The sequence below is a fragment of the Mycobacterium sp. genome (assembly GCF_032159765.1).
GTDB lineage: Bacteria > Actinomycetota > Actinomycetes > Mycobacteriales > Mycobacteriaceae > Mycobacterium.
Map to the genome: position 1 here is coordinate 1 of NZ_JAVHWM010000003.1, position 22,999 is coordinate 22,999.

The 22,999-nt window shown below is 64.8% G+C and carries 25 protein-coding genes; 14 read left to right on the forward strand and 11 right to left on the reverse strand.

All coding sequences use genetic code 11. The annotated features are described in order from the left end of the window. Nucleotides 1-548: hypothetical protein (locus tag QOH60_RS00445; protein WP_526415950.1), on the forward strand; the 548-nt coding region annotated here is incomplete at its 5' end. 931 nt (nucleotides 549-1,479) lie between these two features. On the opposite strand, the gene QOH60_RS00450 is transcribed toward QOH60_RS00445, so the two are convergent. After that, on the reverse strand, nucleotides 1,480-1,944 hold the full coding sequence (locus QOH60_RS00450) for a hypothetical protein (RefSeq protein WP_526415952.1): 465 nt from the start codon (nucleotides 1,942-1,944) through the stop codon (nucleotides 1,480-1,482). A 10-nt stretch (nucleotides 1,945-1,954) separates the two neighbouring features. On the opposite strand from QOH60_RS00450, the gene QOH60_RS00455 reads away from it, so the two are divergent. Genes QOH60_RS00455 through QOH60_RS00465 form a run of 3 tightly spaced genes read left to right on the forward strand, consistent with a single transcriptional unit; the run spans nucleotide 1,955 to nucleotide 4,358 of the window. Then, nucleotides 1,955-3,088, forward strand: coding sequence for an EspK C-terminal domain-containing protein (locus QOH60_RS00455; RefSeq protein ID WP_526415954.1), 1,134 nt, complete (start codon nucleotides 1,955-1,957; stop codon nucleotides 3,086-3,088). Beyond that, nucleotides 3,064-3,390 (forward strand): hypothetical protein, encoded by a 327-nt coding sequence (locus QOH60_RS00460; protein ID WP_526415956.1) that lies wholly within the window; start codon nucleotides 3,064-3,066, stop codon nucleotides 3,388-3,390. The genes QOH60_RS00455 and QOH60_RS00460 overlap by 25 nt, the downstream gene beginning before the upstream one ends. A gap of 23 nt (nucleotides 3,391-3,413) precedes the next feature. Next, the gene (locus tag QOH60_RS00465; protein WP_526415958.1) at nucleotides 3,414-4,358 is read left to right on the forward strand and encodes an NAD-dependent epimerase/dehydratase family protein; all 945 of its coding nucleotides are present in this window, start codon (nucleotides 3,414-3,416) and stop codon (nucleotides 4,356-4,358) included. Here QOH60_RS00465 and QOH60_RS00470 read toward each other — a convergent pair. From QOH60_RS00470 to QOH60_RS00480, 3 genes are read right to left on the reverse strand one after another with little or no spacing between them, the layout of a single operon-like run. Beyond that, nucleotides 4,355-4,693: a DUF2304 domain-containing protein gene (locus QOH60_RS00470; RefSeq protein ID WP_526415960.1), complete on the reverse strand. Its 339-nt coding sequence runs from the start codon at nucleotides 4,691-4,693 to the stop codon at nucleotides 4,355-4,357. The genes QOH60_RS00465 and QOH60_RS00470 overlap by 4 nt on opposite strands. Beyond that, on the reverse strand, nucleotides 4,690-5,394 hold the full coding sequence (gene ppgS, locus QOH60_RS00475; RefSeq protein ID WP_526415962.1) for a polyprenyl-phospho-N-acetylgalactosaminyl synthase PpgS: 705 nt from the start codon (nucleotides 5,392-5,394) through the stop codon (nucleotides 4,690-4,692). The genes QOH60_RS00470 and ppgS overlap by 4 nt, the downstream gene beginning before the upstream one ends. A 10-nt stretch (nucleotides 5,395-5,404) precedes the next feature. Continuing rightward, a complete protein-coding gene (locus tag QOH60_RS00480) occupies nucleotides 5,405-6,676 on the reverse strand; it encodes a polysaccharide biosynthesis protein (protein ID WP_526415964.1) in 1,272 nt (423 codons plus the stop codon). 204 nt (nucleotides 6,677-6,880) lie between these two features. On the opposite strand from QOH60_RS00480, the gene QOH60_RS00485 reads away from it, so the two are divergent. Continuing rightward, the gene (locus tag QOH60_RS00485) at nucleotides 6,881-7,858 is read left to right on the forward strand and encodes a TerC family protein (protein ID WP_526415966.1); all 978 of its coding nucleotides are present in this window, start codon (nucleotides 6,881-6,883) and stop codon (nucleotides 7,856-7,858) included. Between the two features lie 38 nt (nucleotides 7,859-7,896). Here QOH60_RS00485 and QOH60_RS00490 read toward each other — a convergent pair whose 3' ends face one another. From QOH60_RS00490 to QOH60_RS00500, 3 genes are all read right to left on the reverse strand, one after another. After that, a complete protein-coding gene (locus tag QOH60_RS00490; protein WP_526415968.1) occupies nucleotides 7,897-8,655 on the reverse strand; it encodes a hypothetical protein in 759 nt (252 codons plus the stop codon). Between the two features lie 294 nt (nucleotides 8,656-8,949). Beyond that, nucleotides 8,950-9,465, reverse strand: a complete 516-nt coding sequence (locus QOH60_RS00495) for a 2-oxo-4-hydroxy-4-carboxy-5-ureidoimidazoline decarboxylase (RefSeq protein WP_526416058.1) — start codon at nucleotides 9,463-9,465, stop codon at nucleotides 8,950-8,952. Nucleotides 9,466-9,590: 125 nt separating this feature from the next. Continuing rightward, nucleotides 9,591-10,079: an inorganic diphosphatase gene (locus QOH60_RS00500; protein WP_526415970.1), complete on the reverse strand. Its 489-nt coding sequence runs from the start codon at nucleotides 10,077-10,079 to the stop codon at nucleotides 9,591-9,593. A 76-nt stretch (nucleotides 10,080-10,155) separates the two neighbouring features. Between QOH60_RS00500 and dacB the strand changes: the two genes are divergently transcribed. The 4 genes from dacB to hpt are packed head-to-tail and all read left to right on the forward strand — an operon-like array spanning nucleotide 10,156 to nucleotide 14,206. Continuing rightward, the gene (dacB, locus tag QOH60_RS00505) at nucleotides 10,156-11,559 is read left to right on the forward strand and encodes a D-alanyl-D-alanine carboxypeptidase/D-alanyl-D-alanine endopeptidase (protein ID WP_526415972.1); all 1,404 of its coding nucleotides are present in this window, start codon (nucleotides 10,156-10,158) and stop codon (nucleotides 11,557-11,559) included. Beyond that, a complete protein-coding gene (locus QOH60_RS00510; RefSeq protein ID WP_526415974.1) occupies nucleotides 11,556-12,638 on the forward strand; it encodes an Rv3626c family coenzyme F420 biosynthesis-associated protein in 1,083 nt (360 codons plus the stop codon). Before dacB ends, QOH60_RS00510 begins: the two co-directional genes overlap by 4 nt. After that, nucleotides 12,617-13,579 carry a tRNA lysidine(34) synthetase TilS gene (tilS, locus tag QOH60_RS00515; RefSeq protein WP_526415976.1) on the forward strand — a complete coding sequence of 321 codons (963 nt, stop codon included), beginning with the start codon at nucleotides 12,617-12,619 and terminating at the stop codon, nucleotides 13,577-13,579. Before QOH60_RS00510 ends, tilS begins: the two co-directional genes overlap by 22 nt. A 9-nt stretch (nucleotides 13,580-13,588) precedes the next feature. Continuing rightward, on the forward strand, nucleotides 13,589-14,206 hold the full coding sequence (gene hpt, locus QOH60_RS00520; RefSeq protein WP_526415978.1) for a hypoxanthine phosphoribosyltransferase: 618 nt from the start codon (nucleotides 13,589-13,591) through the stop codon (nucleotides 14,204-14,206). A 6-nt stretch (nucleotides 14,207-14,212) separates the two neighbouring features. On the opposite strand, the gene QOH60_RS00525 is transcribed toward hpt, so the two are convergent. Genes QOH60_RS00525 through QOH60_RS00540 form a run of 4 tightly spaced genes read right to left on the reverse strand, consistent with a single transcriptional unit; the run spans nucleotide 14,213 to nucleotide 18,163 of the window. Then, nucleotides 14,213-14,953, reverse strand: a complete 741-nt coding sequence (locus QOH60_RS00525; RefSeq protein ID WP_526415980.1) for an SIMPL domain-containing protein — start codon at nucleotides 14,951-14,953, stop codon at nucleotides 14,213-14,215. Between the two features lie 20 nt (nucleotides 14,954-14,973). Then, entirely contained in the window at nucleotides 14,974-15,990 is a 1,017-nt protein-coding gene (locus tag QOH60_RS00530; RefSeq protein WP_526415982.1) for a zinc-binding dehydrogenase, read from the reverse strand. Continuing rightward, on the reverse strand, nucleotides 15,990-17,198 hold the full coding sequence (locus QOH60_RS00535) for an LLM class flavin-dependent oxidoreductase (protein WP_526416060.1): 1,209 nt from the start codon (nucleotides 17,196-17,198) through the stop codon (nucleotides 15,990-15,992). Before QOH60_RS00535 ends, QOH60_RS00530 begins: the two co-directional genes overlap by 1 nt. Beyond that, on the reverse strand, nucleotides 17,198-18,163 hold the full coding sequence (locus tag QOH60_RS00540) for an alpha/beta fold hydrolase (RefSeq protein ID WP_526415984.1): 966 nt from the start codon (nucleotides 18,161-18,163) through the stop codon (nucleotides 17,198-17,200). Before QOH60_RS00540 ends, QOH60_RS00535 begins: the two co-directional genes overlap by 1 nt. Before the next feature lie 220 nt (nucleotides 18,164-18,383). On the opposite strand from QOH60_RS00540, the gene ftsH reads away from it, so the two are divergent. From ftsH to folK, 5 genes are read left to right on the forward strand one after another with little or no spacing between them, the layout of a single operon-like run. Further along, nucleotides 18,384-20,633, forward strand: coding sequence for an ATP-dependent zinc metalloprotease FtsH (gene ftsH, locus QOH60_RS00545; RefSeq protein WP_526415986.1), 2,250 nt, complete (start codon nucleotides 18,384-18,386; stop codon nucleotides 20,631-20,633). Nucleotides 20,634-20,677: 44 nt separating this feature from the next. After that, a complete protein-coding gene (gene folE / locus QOH60_RS00550; protein WP_526415988.1) occupies nucleotides 20,678-21,280 on the forward strand; it encodes a GTP cyclohydrolase I FolE in 603 nt (200 codons plus the stop codon). After that, on the forward strand, nucleotides 21,277-22,104 hold the full coding sequence (folP, locus tag QOH60_RS00555; RefSeq protein ID WP_526415990.1) for a dihydropteroate synthase: 828 nt from the start codon (nucleotides 21,277-21,279) through the stop codon (nucleotides 22,102-22,104). Before folE ends, folP begins: the two co-directional genes overlap by 4 nt. Beyond that, complete coding sequence (gene folB, locus QOH60_RS00560) at nucleotides 22,097-22,480, forward strand: dihydroneopterin aldolase (protein ID WP_526415992.1); 384 nt, start codon at nucleotides 22,097-22,099, stop codon at nucleotides 22,478-22,480. The genes folP and folB overlap by 8 nt, the downstream gene beginning before the upstream one ends. Continuing rightward, nucleotides 22,477-22,998, forward strand: coding sequence for a 2-amino-4-hydroxy-6-hydroxymethyldihydropteridine diphosphokinase (gene folK, locus QOH60_RS00565; RefSeq protein ID WP_526415994.1), 522 nt, complete (start codon nucleotides 22,477-22,479; stop codon nucleotides 22,996-22,998). Before folB ends, folK begins: the two co-directional genes overlap by 4 nt. The last annotated feature ends 1 nt before the right edge of the window (nucleotide 22,999 follow it).

Below are 22,999 nucleotides of genomic sequence, written 5' to 3' on the forward strand. Positions count from 1 at the left end.
CTCCACCAGGTGTCCCTTTTGTCCCGCCGCCGCGACGTACGTCGAAGTTCGCGATTGCGCTGGCGGCGCTCGCTGTTCTTCTCGCGGCCGCCGCGCTGGTGGTTTCGCTGATTCGCAAGCCAGAAGCACCGGCTCCGACGGCGCAGCCGACACCAACCGCGCTCCCGGAGCAGCAGCTGTTTGTTGCTGACGCCGATAAGGCCCTCTGTCAGGCCATCGTGCCTCTGATGAAGGAATTAAGAGAGCAAAATCGGGCATTTGGACCTTTGGCTCCGGGCTCGTCAGAACAAGCCGCTGCGATTCCCGGATATCGTGCGTTCATTGAGAGCTGGGCCTCGCGAACTCAGAGCGTTCTAAATCAGCACGCTAAGCCACCTCGATATCTAACGAGGACATTGCAGGCGCTCATTGATGACAAATTGTTGTACGTGGAGCTCGTCCAGCCGGGACGCGTTGACGACTATGACGAACCGACTTGGGTCCAGGGCGGCATCGACCTTGGGGGGCCGCTAAGCACGTGCAGTAAGTTGGGGATCCGTTGGAATTAGCAAGCCCGGTAGCGGTTGGCAACGCATTCCCGTCTGGCGAATTCGCCGAGGAGATACTCGGTGGACTCTGGCCAGAAACTGGGGAGTCTTCATGGTTTGATTCGGCGAATAGTCAAAAGGCCGCCGCAGACAACACGTCGGACGCGTCTCGGAACGTCGAACGGTCGGCGAATGCACTGCTTGGCCGCAACAGTGGCGAGTGGATCGACTCGATGCACGGAATGTATTTGCAGACCGCACGACTCCTGTCGGACCGATCAACATCTCAATCCAAGACTTCTACAATTTCACACGATTGCGCTGCGACACTTCAAAGGACCAGGTCCCGCCTGCGTTCGATTCTGACTGACGCTAGAACTGAAATCGAAGCGGCCCGCGGGTTCGCCGCAGTACTGAAAGCTGCTGTTCCGCCAGGACCCAAACACGATGAGAACATTCGACAATTGGATGAGGCGCTGGCTGCCGCTATCACGAACATTGTCGACCGCAAGCATGACGATGCGAAGGCTGCGAACCATGCCGGCGCAATAGAGATTGAGGGTTTGGGCGCGAAGTTGGCCGACATTCCCTTGCCGCCACCCGGACACGGCGGGGAACACCATCGAGGGGAACGACCCGGCGGGGAACGGTCGGCCCAGCCTCCCGGAGACCGTGGAGTCAAGCCAATGGATTGGCACGGCGGCCCACTGCCCCAGCGTCCTCCGCCACGCCCGTCACCGGATCCCGGACAGATCCGCGATCAAGACACACCTATTCACCCAAGACAACCAATCGGAGACGGCAGCATCACAGCCGACCCAGAGTTGCCGGAGCCGCGGGGCGAGGAAGCGTCGTGGCGGCATCCGAATAGTTCCACTGGCACGCTTGTCACGCCCGGCGCTCCCGTCGGACAGGAGACAGGCAACGAGACACCAAGATTGGATGGTGCGTCTCAGAGACACGGCGACACCGTGCTTCCTCCGCTCTTGCCTCGGTCACCGACCGGAGCTCCGGGGGCCCCAAACTTGCCCACACCAGGCACTGCATCATCGGCCCCAAGCCCCTTAAGCGGAGCTCTGTCGACCGGAGGTCCTCCCCCCGCCACCTCGATGCCTGCGACTCCGTCGACGTCCCCTCTCGCCGCTGCCCACCCCGCGGCCCCCGCCGGCGACTTCTCGAAGGGTTTCACCCAGGGCCTCACCAGCGGCGCGCCGATGTCCGCACCCCAGCCACTCCACACCGCGCCGCCGCCCGCGCTCACTGACGCGGCGGCGTCGAGCATGCCCGCGTCTGCGTCTGGCGCACCACCAGCCGCAGCCGCGGCTGCACCCGTGAGCCCCGCACCACCCCCTGCACCGACCCCGCCGCCGACCGCCGCCCCGCAATCCGCCCCGATCATCGCCACCCCGCCACCCATACCCCCACCCATGGCGCCCTACGGCTCCGATATTCCCCGTTCCCCGGTACCGCCGCCGCCACCGCCGGCCGCGCCCACCATCACGACCTCAGGACCCGGTAGCCCGATGCCGCCAGGCACCGCGATGGCTGCGGGCACGACTCCGTCCACCGCCACGGCGATGTCCCCCGGATTTCTGGCGAGTTCCGGCGTCGCCGCCACGGGCACCGGCGCCGCCGTGGTCAGCTCGCAGACCAAGGAACCCCGCCTCGATGCCGCAGTTCGCCTCGCCTATGAGCTGCTGCACGCCTCGCGGATGTATCCCGGTGTGCACTGGTGCGTAGCCGTTTTCAAATCCGGCAAGGGATACGAGACGGTCATCACGAGCAACGACGGCGCAGGCTACGTGCCGCCGGGGGTGTTCATCCCCAACTCCGCGAGACTGCTGTTCGCAGACCGATTGTTGGACAACACTTTTCAAGCCAAGTGGTTTGGCTGGGTCAATCCCACCGAGACGATGGTGGCCTATGCCGCGCACCGGTCCGCCCTCGACCCCAATTTCGACCTTTACGCTGTGGCCGCCACCACCGATCCTGGCGGATCGTCGGTACTGCCGGCCCGCCGGGCCGGTGTTCCGCACTACCAAGACTGCGACTCCACGAGATCACCGCTACAGCCCGACGACCCGATCCCCGATCTAGAACCCTTGAGGGTTCATCGCCTCGCTGCCACCGATACCGCCGCGTACGCAGAGACCAAAGGTGTTACCCCAGAGGCGCGCCAAACAGCTTGGGAGGCCACGGCGTCGGCCGTGGGGATGGCCATGGCAGGCGCCGAGTCCATGCTCACGGACGTCCATCCGGCAGTACGCGAAGTCGTCGGGGCGCTCGCCGCGGGCACCCCGATCACCGACTCGCAGTGGGCAACCCTTGACGTATTGCAACGCGAACGCAGGTCCCTGTGGATGCGCCCGGGCTACATCGAGATGGAACCCTCGACCAAGGCCGCCGTGACCGCGCTTTACCGCGTTCATCACAACATCGACCGCGCAATCGAGGCACTAACGTTGTGGCGTCCCGATCCCCCTGACTACGCCGACATTGTTTACGCCGCAAATCAAGTCACCAAGGAGACGGAATTATGGCCGACCGCAACATCAAGGTAGACGCCGCCGAGACGCTCAAAGAAGTCGAAACGATCGCCGAGACCGTCAGGAGCGTTGCCGTGACCGGACCGGTGCCGGAAGCCTCGGGCACGACGCCCATAGACAAGGCGCTGGCAGACGTCGCCGACAAACAACAAAACCAGGCCGACGCGTGGGCAGCGGCGCTGCAGGCCACGGTGCCCGAGCAACAGACCAGATCCGAGAACGCGGTGCACTGGCTGGAGGCCACCGAAGAACACAACAGTTTCGAGATTGGCCGCGTGTACCCCGAGTCGGGCGGTGCGGGGATTCGGGACGTATGAGCGGTCATCTGTATGGTTGACCGGTGCGCGCACTCGTTACCGGCGCTGGGGGGTTCATCGGCTCGACCCTTGTTGATCGGTTGCTTGCCGACGGACACGAGGTCGTCGGGCTCGACAACCTGAGTACAGGGCGCGCTGGCAATCTCGACGGAGCGACGAAAAGTCCTAATTTCACATCGATTACGGACGACATCGTTTCTGCTGACCTCGACAGCTTGCTGACCGCTCACCGCCCAGAGGTGGTCTTCCACCTTGCCGCTCAGATCGATGTCCGAAAGTCGGTCGGGGACCCGCAGTTCGACGCAGAAGTCAACGTGGTCGGCACGATCCGTCTCGCCGAGGCGTCGCGCAAAGCCAAGGTGCGCAAGATCGTGCACACGTCCTCCGGTGGATCCATCTACGGCACGCCCCACAAATTCCCCACCAACGAGTCCATCCCCACCGATCCGGCCTCCCCGTACGCCGCTAGCAAGGTCGCCGGCGAGATCTACCTCAACACCTTCCGCAACCTTTACGGCCTGGACTGCTCGCACATTGCGCCGGCGAATGTGTACGGACCGCGTCAAGATCCCCACGGCGAAGCCGGCGTGGTCGCCATCTTCGCGCAGGCGTTGTTGTCCGGAAAGCCGACGAGGGTCTTCGGTGACGGCTCCAATACCCGTGACTACGTGTACGTCGACGACGTCGTCGACGCGTTTGTGCGCGCGTCGGGGACCAAGGGCGGCGGCCAGCGCTTCAATATCGGCACCGGTGTGGAAACCTCTGACCGCCAACTACATTCAGCGGTAGCGGCCGCAGCCGGCACACCGGACGACCCGGAGTTCGCCCCACCGCGACTGGGCGATCTCAAGCGGTCGTGCCTCGACGTCCGGCTCGCAGAGATGGTGCTCGGCTGGCATCCGCAGATAAAGCTCGACGAAGGCATCACCCGGACAGTCGACTACTTCCGTCAAACGCAGAACAGTTAGTCCGAGGGCCGCTCAGCGCCTTCCAGAGCGATCGCCCGCGCCAGTCGCGTGTACCGCAGCTCGACGTCCCTGAAGTGCAAGTACGTGCTCAGTGTCGTGAACGCGAACGCGATGATCAGCAGGTACAGCATGAGGTCGGTACCGCGGTCGACACCCACCCAATTCGCCACCACCGTAGTGTCATTCGGCTGCAGCACCGCGAAAATCGCAACAACCACGAACAACACGTACCCAAGCTTTACCCACGCCCTCGCATGCATGGATCCCCTCGACCGCAAGAGGAATACCAGCAGAGCGATTACCGCCGCGATCAGCAATGCCTGAATCCAGTTCATCGAGCCTTCTTTCCTCGCAGGAACCCGTCGAAGAGGATGTTGACGCCGTTCACCAGCGGCTGACCCTTCGACTTCGAGTATTCGGTGTACAAGATCTCGACGGGTTCTTCCATTACCCGCCAACTGTTTTCGTCGATCAGCGCGATGAATTCACTGGCGTGGCCCATGCCGCTCGTAGTGATGTCGAGCCCGTCGGCCACCTTTCGGTTGAACACCCGCAACCCGTTGTGCGCATCCGACAAGTTCAGCCGGCGGCTGCGCGGACTGAGCCAGACCGCGGTGCGCAACACGATCCGCTTCAGAATCGGCACGTCGCTGCGCACCCCGTGGTCGGCGAAGCGCGTGCCGATCACGATGTCAGCGTTTTCGGCGCTCAGTTTGTCGATCATCCTCAGCACGTCCTTGACACGATGCTGACCGTCAGCGTCGAACGTGACGAAAACCTCGGCGCTGGGTTGCCGGCGGGCGTACTCGATGCCCGTCTGGATGGCCGCGCCCTGGCCGAGGTTGACCGGGTGCCGAACCAGATGTGCACCCGCGCGAAGAGCGATCGCGCCGGTGTCGTCGGTACTACCGTCGTCGACACATACAACGTGGTCGAAAACCGCCCTCACGTCGGCGATCACTTCACCGATGACGGCGGCTTCGTTGAACGCGGGGACGATGATCCAGACGTCCGGGTATCGACTGTCGATGCCCACAAAATACACGTCAGCGCGTCGGTGGCATGGGAGCCGGGCCGCTCTGCGGTTGTGTGCCCAGCGCCGTCAGGTGCACGGCGATGCCGACGAGCGGCCCGCACAGCAGGGCCACGACGGTGCGAGTCTGCAGCTCGAGAGGCAACGTCAACAGCAGCGCCGACGCGACGGTCGCGCTGATCCAGCCGAGCGAATACGCTCGGTGCAGTGCTGCGGCCACTGTCGCGGCCCCGGTCAGCGTCAGCAGCGCGATCGACACCGCCGCTGCGGTCAACCATGCCAGCAGCGCCCCGTCTGCACGGTAATCGGGGCCGAACCCCACCCGCAGCAGCCATGGCCCGGCGAGCCCTGCAGCCGTCACGCCAAGAGCGCCGATCCCCAACACCACTGCGGCCGGCGCCACCAGCGCACGGAGCCGTTCGTTGCGCTGGTCGACGAAGTGGGCGATCAAATTGCCCTGCATTGCCGTCAGCGGCACGAGCAGTGGCGCTCGCGTCAGTGTCACCGCCAGGATCACCACACCGCCCGTCGACCCCAAATTCGCCGATGTGGCCTTCAACAGCACGGGAAAGCCCATCACCAAGATCGCACTGGCGCCGGCGGCTGCGATCGCATGCGCTGCGCCGCGCAGGTACGTCGCGGTGTCGCCGTAGGCGACCAGGCGCGCAGCTTCCCGCGTCGTTCGAGACGTCACCAACATGACCAGCCACGCGACTGCGCCGCATACGGTCGCCCACAAGTACCCCACCAAACCCCAGCTCAGCACGAACGTCGCTGTCGCCACCGCCACTCGCATTGCGGCGTCGGTAACCATGAGCGAGCCGTATCGGGTCCACTGGCCCGCTCCGGCGAGCATGCCCAAAAGGGTTGCGTGCATGCAGAATCCGGCTAGACCCACGCTCAGCAGCACGACGCTGAGAAGGCGAGCTTCCGCGAAGACGTGAGGCGCCCACAGCGGGGCGCTCGCGGCGATCACGAGACCGGCCACCACCCCGATCACTGAGGCCAGGCGCAGCGGATGCGTCTGCGGTCCCGGCGGCAGTACCGCATAGCGGGCCGACCGCACTTCGCGAGTCGCTTCCTGCAGCAGCCCGTTGGCCGCGCCGGTCACCAACCCGAAGGCGCCCCAGAACACGCCGAAAATGGAGAACCCCGCCGGATCCAGATCGCGCGCGGCCAGGTACAGCACCAGGTACCCGCACAATGCGGTCACCGCGGTCGCGACGCCAACGCGCGCGACGCTGCCCCGGGTGATCGGGCCGGTCGGAGTTCCCGCGTCAGTCATGCAGCCTCTGGACTCACTATTTGCTCCATCTGATCACCGACAGCGCCCTTGGCGACCATATGAGAGACTAGAAGCGGAGGGGAGTATTCCTTCGCCGCAGTGTCGTCATCACGTCGACCTTCATCGGACGACCGGCACGTGGGCCACCGCTTTCCGGTGGTGGAAGAGACCTCCGGCGTTTGTTGACGACCGGAGGCTTTTTTAGTGAATGTCAGTGCGCTTGAGTGGTTCATCACCCTCGGGGTGACGATCGCCGTGCTCATTTTCGATGTGGTGGTAGTTGCCCGCCGTCCGCATGAACCGACCAAGCGCGAGTGTGCGATCTACCTGGCGATCTACATCGGGCTGGCGATCGCGTTCGGGGCGTGGGTGTGGTTGTCTCACGGCCCACAGTTCGGACTCGAGTTCTTCGCCGGCTGGCTGACCGAGTACAGCTTGTCCGTCGACAATCTGTTCCTGTTCTTACTGATCATGGCCAGCTTCAGCGTGCCGAAGAAAAATCAACAGGAAGCGTTGCTCGTTGGCATCGTGCTCGCCCTGGTGTTTCGTGGGATCTTCATCGCGCTCGGCGCCGTGGCCATCAACCAGTTCTCCTGGGTCTTCTACATTTTCGGCGCGTTCTTGATCTTCACCGCAATCCAATTGGGAAGGGACACCGACCACGACGACGACGCGGACAATTTCGTGGTCCGGTTTGCGCGCAGCCACTTGAGTTTCACGGACAAATGGGAGGGCCTCAAGCTCTGGCTGAAAGAGGACGGCAAGCGCGTGATGACGCCGATGTTCCTCGTGATCGTTGCTTTGGGCACCACCGACATCATCTTCGCGCTCGACTCGATCCCCGCCATCTACGGCTTGACCAGCGAGCCGTACTTGGTGTTCACCGCCAACGTCTTTGCCCTGATGGGTCTTCGGCAGTTGTACTTCCTGCTGGGCGATTTCCTGAAGAGGCTGGTCTACCTCTCCTACGGTCTCGCCTTCATCCTCGGCTTCATCGGCGTGAAGCTCCTGCTCCACGCCCTGCATGAGAACAAGGTGCCATTTCTCAACGGCGGCAAGGGTTTCGACGTCCCTGAGATTCCGACGTTGGTGAGCCTGGGCGTCATCGTGGTGACCCTCGTGGTGACGACGGTTGCGAGCTTGCTGAAGACGCGCAAGACCAGCCGGGAGGACGCGCCCTGATCGGGCAGGTCCCGGCGGTCGCTTCGTTCGCGTGCCTGCTACAGAGCCTTACGCCAGTACCCCAAATACCCGTATCCCGAGAAGGGATCGGAGCCGGCGGTCAGTCGTCCGGCGTAGTTCTGGTCGTAGATCTTGCCGTTGTACCCGACGGCGATATGGCCTTGCGGGAGATAGGCAAAACGAGAATCCTGTTGCCACACGAGGATGTCGCCATTGTTGAACTGCCGGTCGGTGTGCCAGCTGAATCCGCGTGACTCCAGCTGATTACCGGCACTGCCGCCCTGCCGGTAGTCAATCGCGTTGCCCCACGACCCAGGTTGTATGCCATATACGTCGCTCAGGTATTGCTTGATCAACGGGACGCATTGACCGTCGCCAACCTTGTGCCCGTTGGTTGCGGCAACGAAATTGTCGACCTTGGTCGCCAAGCTGGCGCCGGGCGCGCCGGAGGCCTGAGGCGCCGGCGCCTGGTCGCACTCGGGCGTAACCGTGCTGAGGGTTCCGGTCTCGATATCGACGTCGGCGACGAAATGACCGTCCGAGACCTTGTACCAGAGGTTGTCCCAGCCACCGTTTGGAATGTTGAAGCTGAAGTGCCCCTTAACGGCTTGCCCTCGCTTGAAGCAATTGAGCGTCAGCTTGTCGCCCTGGTTGTACCAGCCGTCCTGCTGCGACGTCAGCGACGGTTCAGACATGCGCTGGGTCTTCGCCATGACCGTCGCGTCGGCGTGAGCTGGCGCAGCGAACGCAATTGCGTGGATCCCGCCCCCGACGAGCAAGACGGCGAGACTGAGCACAGTGGGACGATGACTGCTCGGCCAGTCCACTCCGCGACGTCGCCGACCTGTGAAGTGCCGACGTTCTTCCCGACCCACCCCTGTGACCATCATGTGGCGTTCCTCCATACGCATCCCCCGACGCAGGCCAACCATAGGTATTGACCCCACTCAAGCGCAATTTAGTAGCCGGGCCTGCCGAGGAAGATTCGTACCAACGGATGACACGGCGGACCGCATCTGCCGACCAGACAGCGAGGGTGGTCGAGCTGCCGACTCATTCAGCACTGTCGATGGGCAGGACCACCAGCGGAACTACCAGTTGTGGTAGCCGCCCTCAGGTCCGAGCATGCGCTCCAGTCGCGTCCGGTTGATCTTCGCCAGTTCGTTGCGCACTACCTTGCGCTCGGTTTCGGTCTCATGGTGTAGCCGGTCGGCCATCACCGCGAGCACGCCCTCGGCGTCGGCGCCGTCCACGAACATCACGAAACTGAACCCGAAGCGCTCGTCGTAGGCCTTGGCTGCCGTGTCGAGCTCGGCCATCACCTCAGGCCGCGGGTCCCACACCGAGCACTGCTCGGCTTGGGACTTGGTGCTGCGCGGTCGCCTGCCGATGTGCGGGTAGGCCTGCAGAATGCGATCCACCGAGGATTCCGAGAGCGCGAACAGCAATGCGTCGGCGCGACGAAACAATGCGTCGTGAGCCTGATAGGGCCGCCCGCGCACCAGATCGCCGGCCAGTGACACGCAGTTGCAGCATTCGTACAGCGCATGCATAGCCTTCTTGGGCGGCATCGAATTGAATGCTTCGAGGCCGATCCCTTGATGCATCAGCACTTTCGGGCCCTTCTATGGGGTTGTCACCATCATCGGACCCAGCAGAGCGCCATTCCATCGGAGGCGTCAGATTTGACCTGCACGTAACAGGCCGTAACGTCGCCGTATCAGCAGGCGCGTTAGTGACCCTCGGCGCGGAAGCGCTCAAGCGAACGCTCGACCTCGGCCTCTGCCTCGTTACGACCGACCCAGTCGGCGGCCTTCACGAACTTGCCCGGTTCCAGATCCTTGTAGTGCACAAAGAAGTGCTTGATCGCCTCGAGTTCATACGACGGCACATCGCCGATGTCGTTGATGTGATCCCAGCGCGGATCGCCGGCAGGTACACACAGCACCTTGTCGTCGCCGCCCGCTTCGTCGGTCATCTGGAACATGGCCACGGGCCGGGCTTCGACGATCACGCCGGGAAACACGGACTGCGGCAGTAGCACCATGGCGTCCAACGGATCGCCGTCCTCGCCGAGAGTGTCGTCGATGAAGCCGTAGTCGACGGGGTAGGCCATCGCGGTGTAGAGGTAGCGGTCGAGCCGCACCCGACCCGTTTCATGGTCGACCTCGTACTTGTTGCGCTGACCTTTCGGGATCTCGATTGTGACGTCGAATTGCACCGGCCGCGCTCCTTCACTCTGGACGTCGGGGTTAACCGTCGGGGCACAACCATAGTGGAGCGCTACTGTTCACTACATGCGTCCGGCGCGGTGGCCGCTCAGCAAGGTGGGCTCCACATACACACTGATCGGCGCGGCTGTACTGCTGACGGTCGTGGTTGCGGTGGTGGTCGCGATGATCCTCGCCGGCCGGGGATCGCTGCACGATGCGGTGGCGGCGGCAGGCCCCGCACCCCCGGCGGCGACCGCCAAGCCCGAGGTGGTCCCGGTGGCCGACGACGCACCAAAACCCACCCCCTCCGGACTCTCCGCGGCGCTGAAGCAGCCGCTGTCCGACCCCAACCTCGGCGCCTTCACCGGCCGCGTGACCGACGCGCTCACCGGAACCCAACTCTGGGAACAGGGCGCGACGTTGCCGATGATCCCGGCGTCGACCAACAAGACGCTGACCGCCGCGGCGGCGTTGTTGACGTTGGACCGCAACGAACGTCAGACCACCACCGTGGTGGCCGCAGACCAGACCCGCGAGCCCGGTGTAGTGGTGCTGGTCGGGGCGGGCGACCCGACGCTGTCGTCGGCTCCGCCTGGCGGGGCGACGCTGTATCACGACGCCGCTCGTATTTCGGATCTTGCGGCACAAGTGCGCGCCAGCGGCACCAAGGTGACCTCGATCCAGGTCGACACAAGTGCCTTCAGCGGTCCATCGATGGCAGCCGGATGGGACCCTGCTGACATCGAGGGCGGCGACGTCGCCCCGATCGAGGCGATCATGGTCGACGCCGGCAGAACGCAGCCCCTCACGCCAGAGTCGGTGCGATCCGTCACGCCCGCACTTGACGCCGGCCGGGTGTTGGCCGCCGCGCTGAACGTCGATCCCAAGGCCGTCACGATCGCCAGTACGCCGGTCAGCGACGGGCACCAGATCGCCTCCGTGCAGTCGGCCCCTTTGATGTCGCGGCTGAACGAGATGATGATCCACTCGGACAACGTGATGGCTGAATGCATCGCCCGCGAAGTCGCGAAGGCCACCGGCCGGACCGCCAGCTTCAGCGATGCCGTCGAAGCCGTCACCAAAACGCTGGCCGCCGCCGGGATCGATACGAGCGGGGCCACACTCGTGGACTCGAGTGGCCTGTCGGTCGACGACCGTCTCACGGCGAAGAACCTCGACGAAGTGGTCGGCGCGGCCGCCGGCACGGATCACCCCGCGATGAGGCCTCTCCTGGATTCGTTGCCGATCGCCGGAGGCAGCGGGACACTGTCCAACCGCTACATCGACGACGCCACAGACGCCGCCGCGGGATGGCTGCGCGCCAAGACCGGCTCGCTCACCAAGATCAACGCCCTGGCAGGCATCGTCACCGACAGCAGCGGCCGGGTGCTGACGTTCGCGCTGATGTCCAACGACGCCGGGCCCATGGGACAAGTAGCGCTCGACGCGCTGGCCTCCACATTGCGCACCTGTGGTTGCACCTCGTGACATCCACAGAGAGGCAACCGATTACAGTCGGCCGCGTTGTCGACTGGGAGTTCGCCGCCACCACCGGCGAGCGGCTGTCCCGGCCCGGCCCGGCGTCCACCGCGTACACGCGACGCCAGATCGTCGGCGAACTCGCTGACGCATCGCGGAGCGCCGAGCTTCCCGTCAGGGACGTCACCCGCCTGGTCTCCGGCGCCGACGTTCCCGACGCGTTGATCGTGGACCGGGCCCACTGGGTCCGGCTCGCCGCCGAGTCGATGCGGGTGATGACGGGCGGCGACGGCAAGTCTGCGGACGCGAGCAGCAAGACAGGTATCGGTGGTGTCATCCGGGGGCGGATCACAGGTGCGCAGACCGGGGCGGTGCTGGCGTTCGTGGCGTCGGGGATCCTGGGGCAATATGACCCGTTCGCCGGAGATGGTGGCAAGCTGCTGCTCGTCTACCCGAACATCATCGCGGTCGAGCGCCAATTAGGTTTGGTGCCAAAGGATTTCCGCTTGTGGGTGTGCCTCCATGAGGTCACCCATCGTGTCCAGTTCACGGCTAATCCCTGGCTGGCGGACCACATGTCGTCGGCGTTGGGCGTCATCACCCAGGATGCCGGCGAAGACGTCGGAGCAGTGATCGGACGACTCGCTGCCCACATCCGCGAACGCCGCGACGGCGACCCGGCGGCGGACCCGAATTCGAGCGGAATGATCGGTCTGCTGCGGGCCATGCAGTCCGAGCCGCAGCGCCACGCGCTGGACCAGTTGTTGGTGCTCGGCACCCTTCTCGAGGGTCACGCCGACCACGTCATGGACGCCGTCGGGCCCGCTGTGGTGCCCACCGTGTCAACGATTCGTGCGCGATTTGACGCGCGGCGCAAGCGTCGTCAGCCACCGCTGCAGCGGCTGATCCGTGCGCTGCTGGGATTCGACGCCAAGATGAACCAGTACACGCGCGGCAAGGCGTTTGTTGACGAGGTCGTGTCGCGCGTCGGCATGGACCGCTTCAACGCCATCTGGACCGGGCCGGACACCTTGCCCATGCCCGAGGAAATCGACAAGCCGGCACGATGGATCGACCGGGTCCTCTAGCGGTATTGCGCAAGGCGGTATCGACGTACGCGCAACGCTACCTTGCTGACGAAAACCATTGGTGTGTAGCACTTTCCGGAGGACCGGATTCACTGGCCCTCACTGCCGTCGCGGCTGAGCAGCGACCTACCGTCGCGCTCGTGGTCGATCACGGGCTGCAGCCGGACTCGTCGGCGGTCGCTCAAACGGCGGCCAGCCAGGCACTCGACCTTGGATGTGACGACGCGCGGGTGCTGACGGTGGAGGTCGGGCGCCAGGGCGGCCCCGAGGCGGCGGCCAGAGCCGCCAGGTACGCCGTGCTGCGAGAGGCGAGTGCAGGCGCGTCGGTGTTGCTCGGCCACACCCTCGACGATCAGGCCGAGACGGTACTGCTGGGCCTGGGACGCGGCTCAGGCGCACGGTCGATTGCGGGGATGCGGCCGTACCGGCCGCCTTGGTGCCGACCGCTTCTGAGTGTGCGACGCGCAATCACCCGCGCCGCGTGTGAAGAACTTGGCCTGAAGCCGTGGCTGGATCCACACAACGTCGACCCCGTGTTCACTCGCGCACGACTGCGCGCCGAGGTGCTTCCGTTGCTCGAAGACGTACTCGGCGGTGGTGTATCGGAGGCACTTGCCCGCACGGCGTCGTCCTTGCGTGAGGACTGCAGCGCTCTGGACGATCTGGCTCAAACGGAACTCGATGAAGCGCTTGCCGACACGGGACTGGATGTCCGCCGACTACGCGAGCTGCCGAATGCGCTGCGCCGGAGGGTGATTCGCGGCTGGCTGCTAGCCGGGGGCGCCATCGATCTCACCGATGAGCAGATTCGCCGCGTCGACGACCTCGTGGTGGACTGGCATGGGCAGGGCGGCGTGGCCGTCGGGTCGTCGCTGCGCCGCGAACGACTCGTTGCCGCGCGCGCCGGCGGCGCCTTGCGGCTCAATCGCGAGCCGATGTGAGCCACTCCGTTGGTCTGCGCTGATCCCGCATGGCACTCTGATGGCGTGGCAGCCCATCCAGCCGACCCATATGCGGGCGACATCAAGTCGGTGCTGCTTACCGAGGAACAGATCCGCGGCCGCATCACCGAGTTGGGGCAGGCGATCGGTGAGTGTTATCGCGAGCTGGTCGGCGGTGAGGGCGAAGACTTGCTGCTCGTCACGGTGCTTAAGGGTGCGGTCATGTTCGTCACCGATCTCGCCCGCGCGATCCCGCTGCCCACGCAGCTGGAGTTCATGGCCGTCAGCTCCTACGGTTCGGCCACCTCGTCGTCGGGCGTCGTGCGCATCCTCAAAGACCTCGACCGCGACATTCAGGATCGCGACGTTCTGATCGTCGAGGACATCGTCGACTCCGGCCTGACGCTGTCGTGGTTGTTGCGCAACCTCGCGGCGCGCCATCCCCGCTCATTGCGCGTGTGCACTTTGCTGCGCAAGCCGGACGCCGTGCGTTCAGATGTCGACATGGATTTCGTCGGCTTCGACATCCCGAACGAGTTCGTGGTCGGTTACGGGCTGGACTACGGCGAGCGATACCGCGACCTGCCGTATATCGGCACGCTGGACCCGCGGGTCTACGAGGAGTAGCTGGGGCTACTGAAGCTCCCAGATCACCGTCACCGCGAAGCTGACCGTCTGCTGACCGGGCTCGAGAGGCACCGGCGCAGCGACGGACTTCGGCTCCGGGGCCCCGTAGGGCGGAGGAGGCGGCGCGGATCCGCCAGCCTCGGTGATCGAGATGACGTTGCCGAGCCGAAGACCCGAAAGATCCGCGTACTGCTGGGCGCGAGACTTGGCATCCTCGAATGCGCGCGCTCGCGCGTCCTTCACCAGGTGCGAGTCGTCGTCGATCGAGAAGGCGACAGAACTGATCCTCGTCGAGTTGCCGCCTTTGTCGACGATCAACGCCAGTGTCTTCGAGGCCGAGTCGAGCTGGCGGATCTTCACCGTGAGCGAATTGCTCGCGCGGTAGCCGATTATCGTCGCGCCGTCCTGTGAGGTCTGCGACTGCAGGTTCACCGTGCTAGTGCTGATGTCCTTCCGGTCGATCTTCGCCTCGCCTGCCAGAGCGTCGATTACCGCCCTCGTGCGGTCGCTGGTCTGGTTCATGGCCGCGGTTACATCGGGCGCAGAGGCCTCGACGGAGACGTTGGCGGTGAGCGTGTCCGGTGTGCCCTGCACCTTTCCCGCGCCGACGACGGTGACCTGCCGGCTGTCAGACCCATCCGACGAGTTGGACCCGACGATGCCGCAACCTGCCACTCCGATAGCCGCGAGTGTGGCGGCGACGAGCACGATCCCCTTGCGCAACACCGTCGTTGCGGGATTCCCCATACCCCGCACCCTACGCGTCGTCAGGGCGCAACGAGGATCTTGCAGTGCTCTCCTGGGGCGGCCAGTTCGTCGAATGCGGCGCCGACGCCGTCGAGGCCGACCTCGCCCGTGATCATTGGTGCCACGTCGATCTCGCCTTCGGCGATCACGCGCAACGATTCCGCGAACTCGGTCGGGTCATAAGCCAGCACGAACTGGATGTTGACCTCCTTGGCGATGGCGAAGAACGGATGAACGGTGTCCGGCTGCATGCAGACACCGGCGACGACGACCCTGCTGCCCACTGGCGTTCGCCGCAACACGTCGTCGATCACACCTGGCACGCCTACCGCCTCGAACACCACCTTCGGTGTGGCGGTCTCGAACGGCGAAGCAAGCGCGGGATCGAGTGTCCGGTGCGCGCCCATCGTCTCGGCGAGCGTGCGACGTTTGGGTGAAAAGTCAGCAGCGACAATGTCTTCCACCCCGCGGTGCGCCAGTGCTGCGATGATTGCAAGCCCTACCGGTCCGCAGCCCACCACGAGCGCGGTCTCATCGCGGGCGATGTTGGACTTGTTGACCGCGTGCAGTCCCACTGCCATCGGCTCGGTGAGCGCGGCGTGCCTGGGATCGAGACCGTTGGGAACCTTCAGCAGCAACGGCGCCGACAACAGCATTCGCTCGGCATATCCGCCGATCGGGTTGTTGGAGTACACGATCGGCTCGACGCCCCTGGCGGAAAGCAGCACGGGAATCGACGTGACGATGGTGCCGGGCGGTGGCGCGTCGGTGCCTGGCCCCGCATCGACCACCTCGGCGCTGAACTCATGACCCATGAACACGTCGGAGGCCAAGTCGACGGCGCCGGATCCCATCGGCATTCCCTCGACCTTGTCGGTGAGTGCGAGCATCTCGTCGCCAAACTTCGCGAAATGCAGGTCGGAACCGCAGATTCCGCACGCCTTCACGTCGACGAGCACCTGGCCGGGTTCGGGCACCGGTTCGGTGACGTCGTCGCGATACACCATCCGGCCACCTCGCAGCACGGCCGCGCGCATCAGGCTTGCCCTTTCACTTCAGCGGTGTGTTCGCCTATGGCCTTGACGATCGCTTCGCCTGCCCGGCCCAGCAGTTCACCGCGCTTGCCCTTCGCCCACTCGTGGGACATCCGTGGCGCCGTCAGCTGATCCTTGAAGTGCGGAATCACCTTGCGGGCGAACAACTCATAGGAGTGATAGGTCGCTTCGGGCGACGCCCAGTCGTGACCCAACATCAAGAATGTGCCGAACCCGCCCGAGCGGTCGAGCAGATCCTGGATGTAGGAGATGGCATCGTCGGTCGTGCCGATGCAGCAGTTGCCCTTGCTGGCATAGTCGGCGACGAACTCGCGGGGCGATTGCGCGCCTTCGACCTCGTTGGCCAGCGGAACGAAACCGGCCGCACCGAAGTAGTGCGCGAAATCTTCCAGCCCGTATGTGCAGTCGTCGATCGCCTGGTCTCGGGAGTCGGCTAGGTGCATGATCCCCAGCACGCGCCATCCGCGCCTGTCGGGCTCGTCGCGACCGGATTTCTTCGCTTGGTCGACCACGACATCCCACGTCGTATCGATCGCGGCATACCCGCCGGGTACCGACATCGACAGCGACAACAGCGACGTGCCGAGTTGGCCTGCAAGGCGCGGACCTGATGGAGAAATCATTGCCGCCGTTGAGATTTCAGGATACGGCCACGTGTACGGCCGGACGTGGAGTTGGGCGTCGCGCAGCGTGAACCAGTCGGAGTGTCTGTTCACCCGCTCTGACGGGTCGGCGCGGAACAACGCGAGAATCGCGTCGAGCGACTCCTGCATCATCCGTCGCTGTTCGACGGGATCGATGCCCATCATGTACGCGTCCGACGGCAGCGCGCCGGGCCCGGTGCCGAACATCACCCTGCCGCGGGTCAGATGGTCCAGCAGCACCCACCGGTCGGCCACCATCAACGGATGGTGGTACGGGAGTGACACCACCCCGGTGCCCAGCCGGATGTGCTTCGTGCGCTCGGCAGCTGTAGCGATGAACACCTCGGGGCACGCGATGAGTTCGTAACCGCCGGAATGGTGTTCGCCAAACCACGCTTCGTCGTAGCCGAGTCGGTCCAGCGCAACGACTCGTTCCAGATCGTATTCCAGTGCGACAGTGGGAGATTGGCCAACGGGGTGGAACGGGGTGATGAAGACGCCGAAACGCAACGGCCTTTGTTGCTCCTCGCGTCCGCACGGCGACATCATGACTCCAATCCCGACAAGAACTTCAGCAACGCCTCGTTGACCTCGTCAGGTCGTTCTTGCTGAACCCAGTGTCCGGCACCGTCGAGCACCAGTTCGTGATACTCGCCCGTCACCACCTCTGTGGCACGGTCGGCGCGGGTGAAAGTGCGCACCACGTCCTTGGATCCGGTGATGAACATCGACGGCACGGTGATCGTTTTCGCCGGCGCGTCGGCGGCCAGTTCCCAGTTGCGGTCGAAGTTGCGGTACCAGTTCAGGCCGCCGGTGAACCCTGTGCGGGTGAACTCGTCGACGTAGTGGGCGAATTCGTCCGGGCTGATCCACTCGGCCAGCGCCACCGGATCGGGCAGCCGTTCAACCCAGCCTTGCGGGCCTGGCGCCAGCATTCGTGCCATCGCGTCGGTGTCGTCGGACCTGCGAGGGCCGCCGAAGACCCGGCGCATCGTTTCTTTGGTGTCGCGGCTCAAGTCCGCGTCGGCGATCCCAGGCTCCTGGAAATACAGGATGTAGAAGAAGTTCTCGCCGAAGAGCTCGCGCCAGATCTGGATCGGCGGTGCTTGCGGGCGTGGGATGGGCGGGACGCTCATCCCTACCACGGCTGCCACACGGTCGGGGTGCAGCAGCGGCATGTGCCAGGCCACCATCGCACCCCAGTCGTGACCGACGATGACCGCCCGCTCCGCGCCCACGTCGTCGAGCAGACCAATCAGGTCCCCGCATAGTGCACCAATGTTGTAGTCCTCGATCGCATCGGGCCGCGACGATCGGCCGTACCCACGCTGGTCGGGGGCCAGGACGTGGAAGCCGGCTTCCGCCAGCGCAGGGATCTGGTGGCGCCACGAATACGCCAGTTCCGGGAATCCGTGCGCCAACACCACTACGGGCGCCCCGGGCTCACCAGCCTCAACGACGCGCAACTGCACGCCGTTCGTACCAACTAACCGCTCGGTTGACGTGACCACGATCCCACCCAAGCACACACGTGCTGCGTCGTGAAGGGCTCGCCGCGTCAGCGAAACTGCGGTGAGATCGCGATTTCGGACGCATTCGCGATCTCCCAGCGGTCTCGGCGGGGCGGGGGCAGCGAAAGCCATCCGGAACTGACGTTCGTTTGTCTAGCGGTAGCCTTAACTGTCTCCTGGAACGCATTGGAAGGACCTGGCCGAGCGCGGCCGATGCTTGATGAACCGCAAAAACGTGATCCGCACACTCACGGTGATCGCCGTCGTGTTGCTGCTGGGCTGGCTGTTCTTCTATTTCAGTGACGACACCCGCGGGTACAAACCGGTCGACTCGTCGGTTGCAATCACCCAGATCAACAACGACAACGTCAAGAGCGCACAGATCGATGACCGCGAGCAGCAGCTGCGCCTGACGCTGAAAAACCCGGCCGAGGGCAGCGACAAGATCATCACGAAGTACCCCACGGGGTACGCCAGCACCCTCTTCGATCAGCTAAACGCGAAAAAGACCCAAGTCAACACCGTCGTGAACCAGGGCAGCATGCTCGGGTCGCTGCTGATTTACCTGCTGCCGCTGCTGTTGCTCGTCGGACTCTTCGTGATGTTCTCCCGCATGCAGGGCGGCAGCCGAATGGGCTTCGGGTTCGGCAAATCACGCGCCAAGCTGCTGTCCAAAGACATGCCGAAGACCACCTTCGCCGACGTGGCCGGTGTCGACGAGGCCGTCGAAGAGCTCTACGAGATCAAAGACTTCCTGCAGAACCCCACGCGGTATCAGGCACTCGGCGCCAAGATCCCGAAGGGCGTGCTGCTCTACGGTCCGCCCGGCACCGGCAAGACTCTGTTGGCGCGGGCGGTCGCCGGTGAGGCGGGCGTGCCGTTCTTCACGATCTCGGGTTCCGACTTCGTCGAGATGTTCGTCGGCGTCGGTGCCTCCCGGGTTCGCGACCTCTTCGAACAGGCCAAGCAGAACAGCCCCTGCATCATCTTCGTCGACGAGATCGACGCGGTCGGGCGCCAGCGAGGCGCGGGCCTCGGCGGCGGACACGACGAGCGCGAGCAGACGCTGAACCAGCTGCTCGTCGAGATGGACGGCTTCGGCGACCGAACCGGTGTGATTCTGATCGCCGCCACCAACCGGCCCGACATCCTCGATCCGGCACTGCTGCGGCCGGGCCGCTTTGACCGCCAGATACCGGTGTCGAACCCAGACCTCAACGGACGCAAGGCAATTCTGCGCGTGCACTCCGAGGGCAAGCCGCTGGCACCCGATGCGGACATCGACGGGCTGGCCAAGCGGACCGTCGGGATGTCGGGCGCCGATCTCGCCAACGTCATCAACGAGGCGGCCCTGCTGACCGCTCGGGAGAACGGCACCATCATCACCGGCGCCGCAATGGAGGAAGCCGTCGACCGGGTGATCGGCGGACCGCGCCGCAAGGGCCGCGTGATCAGCGAGCTGGAGAAGAAGATCACCGCGTACCACGAGGGCGGTCACACGCTGGCCGCCTGGGCGATGCCGGACATCGAACCGATCTACAAGGTGACGATCCTCGCTCGCGGGCGCACCGGAGGGCACGCAGTCTCCGTCCCCGAGGACGACAAAGGCATGATGACGCGCTCGGAGATGATCTCCCGGCTGGTGTTCGCGATGGGCGGACGTGCCGCCGAGGAGCTGGTGTTCCGCGAGCCGACCACAGGCGCGGTGTCTGACATCGAACAAGCCACCAAGATCGCCCGCGCGATGGTCACCGAGTACGGGATGAGTTCCAAGCTCGGCGCCGTCAAGTACGGCACCGAGCACGGCGACCCGTTCCTCGGCCGCACGATGGGCACCCAGTCCGACTACTCGCACGAGGTGGCCCGCGATATCGACGACGAGGTTCGCAAGTTGATCGAGGCCGCTCACACCGAGGCGTGGGAAATCCTCACCGAATACCGCGACGTGCTCGACATCCTTGCCGGCGAGCTGCTGGAGAAGGAAACCCTGCACCGCGCCGAGCTCAAGGCAATCTTCGAGAACGTGCAGAAGCGGCCACGCCTGGCGATGTTCGACGACTTCGGCGGGCGCATTCCGTCGGACAAACCGCCGATCAAGACGCCCGGCGAACTCGCGATCGAGCGGGGTGAACCGTGGCCGCTGCCGGTTGAGGAACCGGCGTTCAAGAAAGCCATCGCCGAGGCCAGTGAGCAAGCAAAGGCCGCGCAGGCCGCTAACGGCAACGGCAACGGGTCGCACGGGCATACTCCGGCGGCCCAGGGCGCCACCCAACCGGACTACGGCGCACCGGCGGGTTGGCGCGCGCCTGGTTGGCCGCCACCACCGCAGCAGTCATACGGGTATCAATCAACTGAGCCGTATGAGTCTCATCGGCAACAGAATTCGCAGGATCAGCCGATCTCGGAGGGCGAAGGCCCCGAGGGACGGGCGCGTGAGCAGGGCAGCGCGGACCCGTCGAAACAGGGTTGACGAGAACTAATTGCTCCTTGCGTCCGGAAGGAACGGAGGCCCCCATGGCTCAACCGAATTCGCATGTCTCGATGATCGCCGACTTCGATAGGGAGCGCGCCGAGGCCGCGGTTCGCGAGCTGCTCATCGCGATTGGTGAGGACCCGGATCGTCAAGGCTTGCGCGAAACGCCCGCGCGCGTTGCGCGGTCCTACCGCGAGATGTTCGCGGGCCTGTACACGGACCCTGACTCGGTGCTCGACACCACCTTCGACGAACAGCACGATGAACTGATTCTGGTCAAACAGATCCCGATGTACTCGACCTGCGAGCACCACCTGGTGTCATTTCACGGCGTCGCACATGTCGGTTACATCCCCGGCGAAGACGGCCGGGTGACCGGTCTCTCGAAGATCGCCCGGGTCGTCGACCTGTACGCGAAGCGTCCCCAGGTGCAGGAACGACTTACAGGCCAGATCGCCGACGCGGTGATGCGCAAGCTCAACCCTCGCGGAGTGATCGTCGTCATCGAGGCCGAGCACCTGTGCATGGCGATGCGCGGGGTGCGTAAGCCCGGCGCAGTGACCACGACGTCCGCCGTGCGTGGGCAGTTCAAGTCCCACGCCGCGTCACGGTCCGAGGCGCTGGATCTGATCCTGCGCAGGTGAGCTCGCCGACCGTTCAGGTGATGGGGGTTGTCAACGTCACCGACGACTCGTTCTCAGACGGCGGCTTATACCTGGACCGCGACCGCGCAGTCGAACACGCACTGGCACTTGCCGCCGACGGCGCAGCCATCATCGATGTGGGCGGGGAGTCGACGCGGCCAGGTGCCACCCGTGTCGACCCTAAGGTCGAGACGAGCCGTGTCGTCCCCGTCATCAAAGAGCTCGCCGCGCAAGGAATCACCGTCAGCATCGACACGATGCGAGCAGAAGTTGCGGGCGCCGCGTTGCAGAGCGGAGCCCGCATCGTCAACGACGTCTCAGGGGGCCGCGCCGACCCTGGAATGGCAGCGGTGGTCGCCGACGCTGGCGTGCCGTGGATATTGATGCACTGGCGGTCGGTGAAAGCGGCTCAGCCCCACGCGGTTCCGGCCTATGGTGATGTGGTGGCCGAGGTCAAGGCCGAATTGCTGTTCTGCGTAGAGGCAGCCACCGCGGCAGGCGTGGACGCCGACCGGCTGATCATCGATCCGGGTCTAGGCTTCGCCAAGTCCGCCGAACACAATTGGGCGCTACTGCGGGCCCTGCCGGAGTTCGTGGCCACCGGGATTCCGGTGCTTGTCGGAGCCTCTCGGAAGCGCTTTCTCGGATCATTGCTGGCCGACGAGGTCGGTATCCGGCCACCAGACGGCCGCGAGACCGCGACGGCAGTTGTGTCAGCACTGGCGTCGCTGCAGGGCGTATGGGGTGTTCGGGTTCACGACGTGCGAGCGACGGTCGACGCCCTCAAGGTGGTCGGAGCCTGGACGGGCCGGTCTGATGGCTGATCGAATTGAACTGCGCGGCTTGGTCGTTCGCGGTCACCACGGTGTCTTCGAGCACGAGCGCCGCGACGGGCAAGACTTCGTGGTGGACATCACGGTATGGATCGATCTCGACCGGGCCGGCGCGAGCGACGACCTGGCCGACACCCTGGACTACGGGGAACTCGCGAAACGCGCGGCCGACATTGTCGGCGGCCCGGCCAAGAATCTGATCGAAGCAGTGGCCGCCGAGATCGCCGAGGACATAATGCGCGACGAGCGAGCCCATGCCGTCGAGGTGACGCTGCACAAGCCGAACGCCCCGATTCCGTTGGCGTTCAATGATGTTGCCGTCGTCGCGCGACGGTCGCGCCGGTCCGGGTCGAAGGAGCGGCCATGACCCGTGTCGTGCTGTCGATCGGGTCGAATCTGGGCGATCGGCTGGCGCAGCTGCAATCGGTGGTTGACGCGCTGCGCGAATCGGTGGTCGCGGTCTCGCCGGTATTTGAGACGGCGCCGTGGGGAGGAGTCGAGCAAGGCGCATTTCTCAACGCGGCGCTGATCGCCGACGACCCGGGACTCCGGCCGAGCGGCTGGCTGCGACGCGGACAACTTCTCGAAGACGCTGCCGGGCGCGTACGCGGCGAGCGCTGGGGTCCGCGCACCCTCGACGTCGATCTGATCAGCTGTACGGAGAGCGGTACTGAGCTCCTCGTCAGGAAGCCCGACCTGACGTTGCCGCACCCGCTGGCACACCTGCGGGCTTTCGTCTTGGTGCCATGGCTGGAGATCGATCCTGGCGCTGAACTCACGGTCGCAGGCGTGCCCACACCGGTGAGGCGCCTGCTCGACGACATCGATCCAGTCGATAGGGCCGGCGTCATTCGGTCGCACCTGACCCTGCAATTGGCGGCGTGAG

What these genes read in the sequence shown, in the direction of transcription:
- QOH60_RS00460 (WP_526415956.1), top strand. Translation starts at nt 3,064, where the DNA reads ATGGCCGACCGCAACATCAAGGTAGACGCCGCCGAGACGCTCAAAGAA.
- dacB (WP_526415972.1), top strand. Translation starts at nt 10,156, where the DNA reads ATGCGTCCGGCGCGGTGGCCGCTCAGCAAGGTGGGCTCCACATACACA.
- folK (WP_526415994.1), top strand. Translation starts at nt 22,477, where the DNA reads ATGACCCGTGTCGTGCTGTCGATCGGGTCGAATCTGGGCGATCGGCTG.
- ftsH (WP_526415986.1), top strand. Translation starts at nt 18,384, where the DNA reads ATGAACCGCAAAAACGTGATCCGCACACTCACGGTGATCGCCGTCGTG.
- QOH60_RS00480 (WP_526415964.1), bottom strand. Translation starts at nt 6,676, where the DNA reads ATGACTGACGCGGGAACTCCGACCGGCCCGATCACCCGGGGCAGCGTC.
- QOH60_RS00470 (WP_526415960.1), bottom strand. Translation starts at nt 4,693, where the DNA reads ATGAACTGGATTCAGGCATTGCTGATCGCGGCGGTAATCGCTCTGCTG.
- tilS (WP_526415976.1), top strand. Translation starts at nt 12,617, where the DNA reads ATGGATCGACCGGGTCCTCTAGCGGTATTGCGCAAGGCGGTATCGACG.
- QOH60_RS00455 (WP_526415954.1), top strand. Translation starts at nt 1,955, where the DNA reads ATGGCGCCCTACGGCTCCGATATTCCCCGTTCCCCGGTACCGCCGCCG.
- QOH60_RS00535 (WP_526416060.1), bottom strand. Translation starts at nt 17,198, where the DNA reads ATGTCGCCGTGCGGACGCGAGGAGCAACAAAGGCCGTTGCGTTTCGGC.
- QOH60_RS00450 (WP_526415952.1), bottom strand. Translation starts at nt 1,944, where the DNA reads ATGGGTGGCGGGGTGGCGATGATCGGGGCGGATTGCGGGGCGGCGGTC.
- QOH60_RS00530 (WP_526415982.1), bottom strand. Translation starts at nt 15,990, where the DNA reads ATGCGCGCGGCCGTGCTGCGAGGTGGCCGGATGGTGTATCGCGACGAC.
- folE (WP_526415988.1), top strand. Translation starts at nt 20,678, where the DNA reads ATGGCTCAACCGAATTCGCATGTCTCGATGATCGCCGACTTCGATAGG.
- folB (WP_526415992.1), top strand. Translation starts at nt 22,097, where the DNA reads ATGGCTGATCGAATTGAACTGCGCGGCTTGGTCGTTCGCGGTCACCAC.
- QOH60_RS00495 (WP_526416058.1), bottom strand. Translation starts at nt 9,465, where the DNA reads ATGCATCAAGGGATCGGCCTCGAAGCATTCAATTCGATGCCGCCCAAG.
- QOH60_RS00525 (WP_526415980.1), bottom strand. Translation starts at nt 14,953, where the DNA reads ATGGGGAATCCCGCAACGACGGTGTTGCGCAAGGGGATCGTGCTCGTC.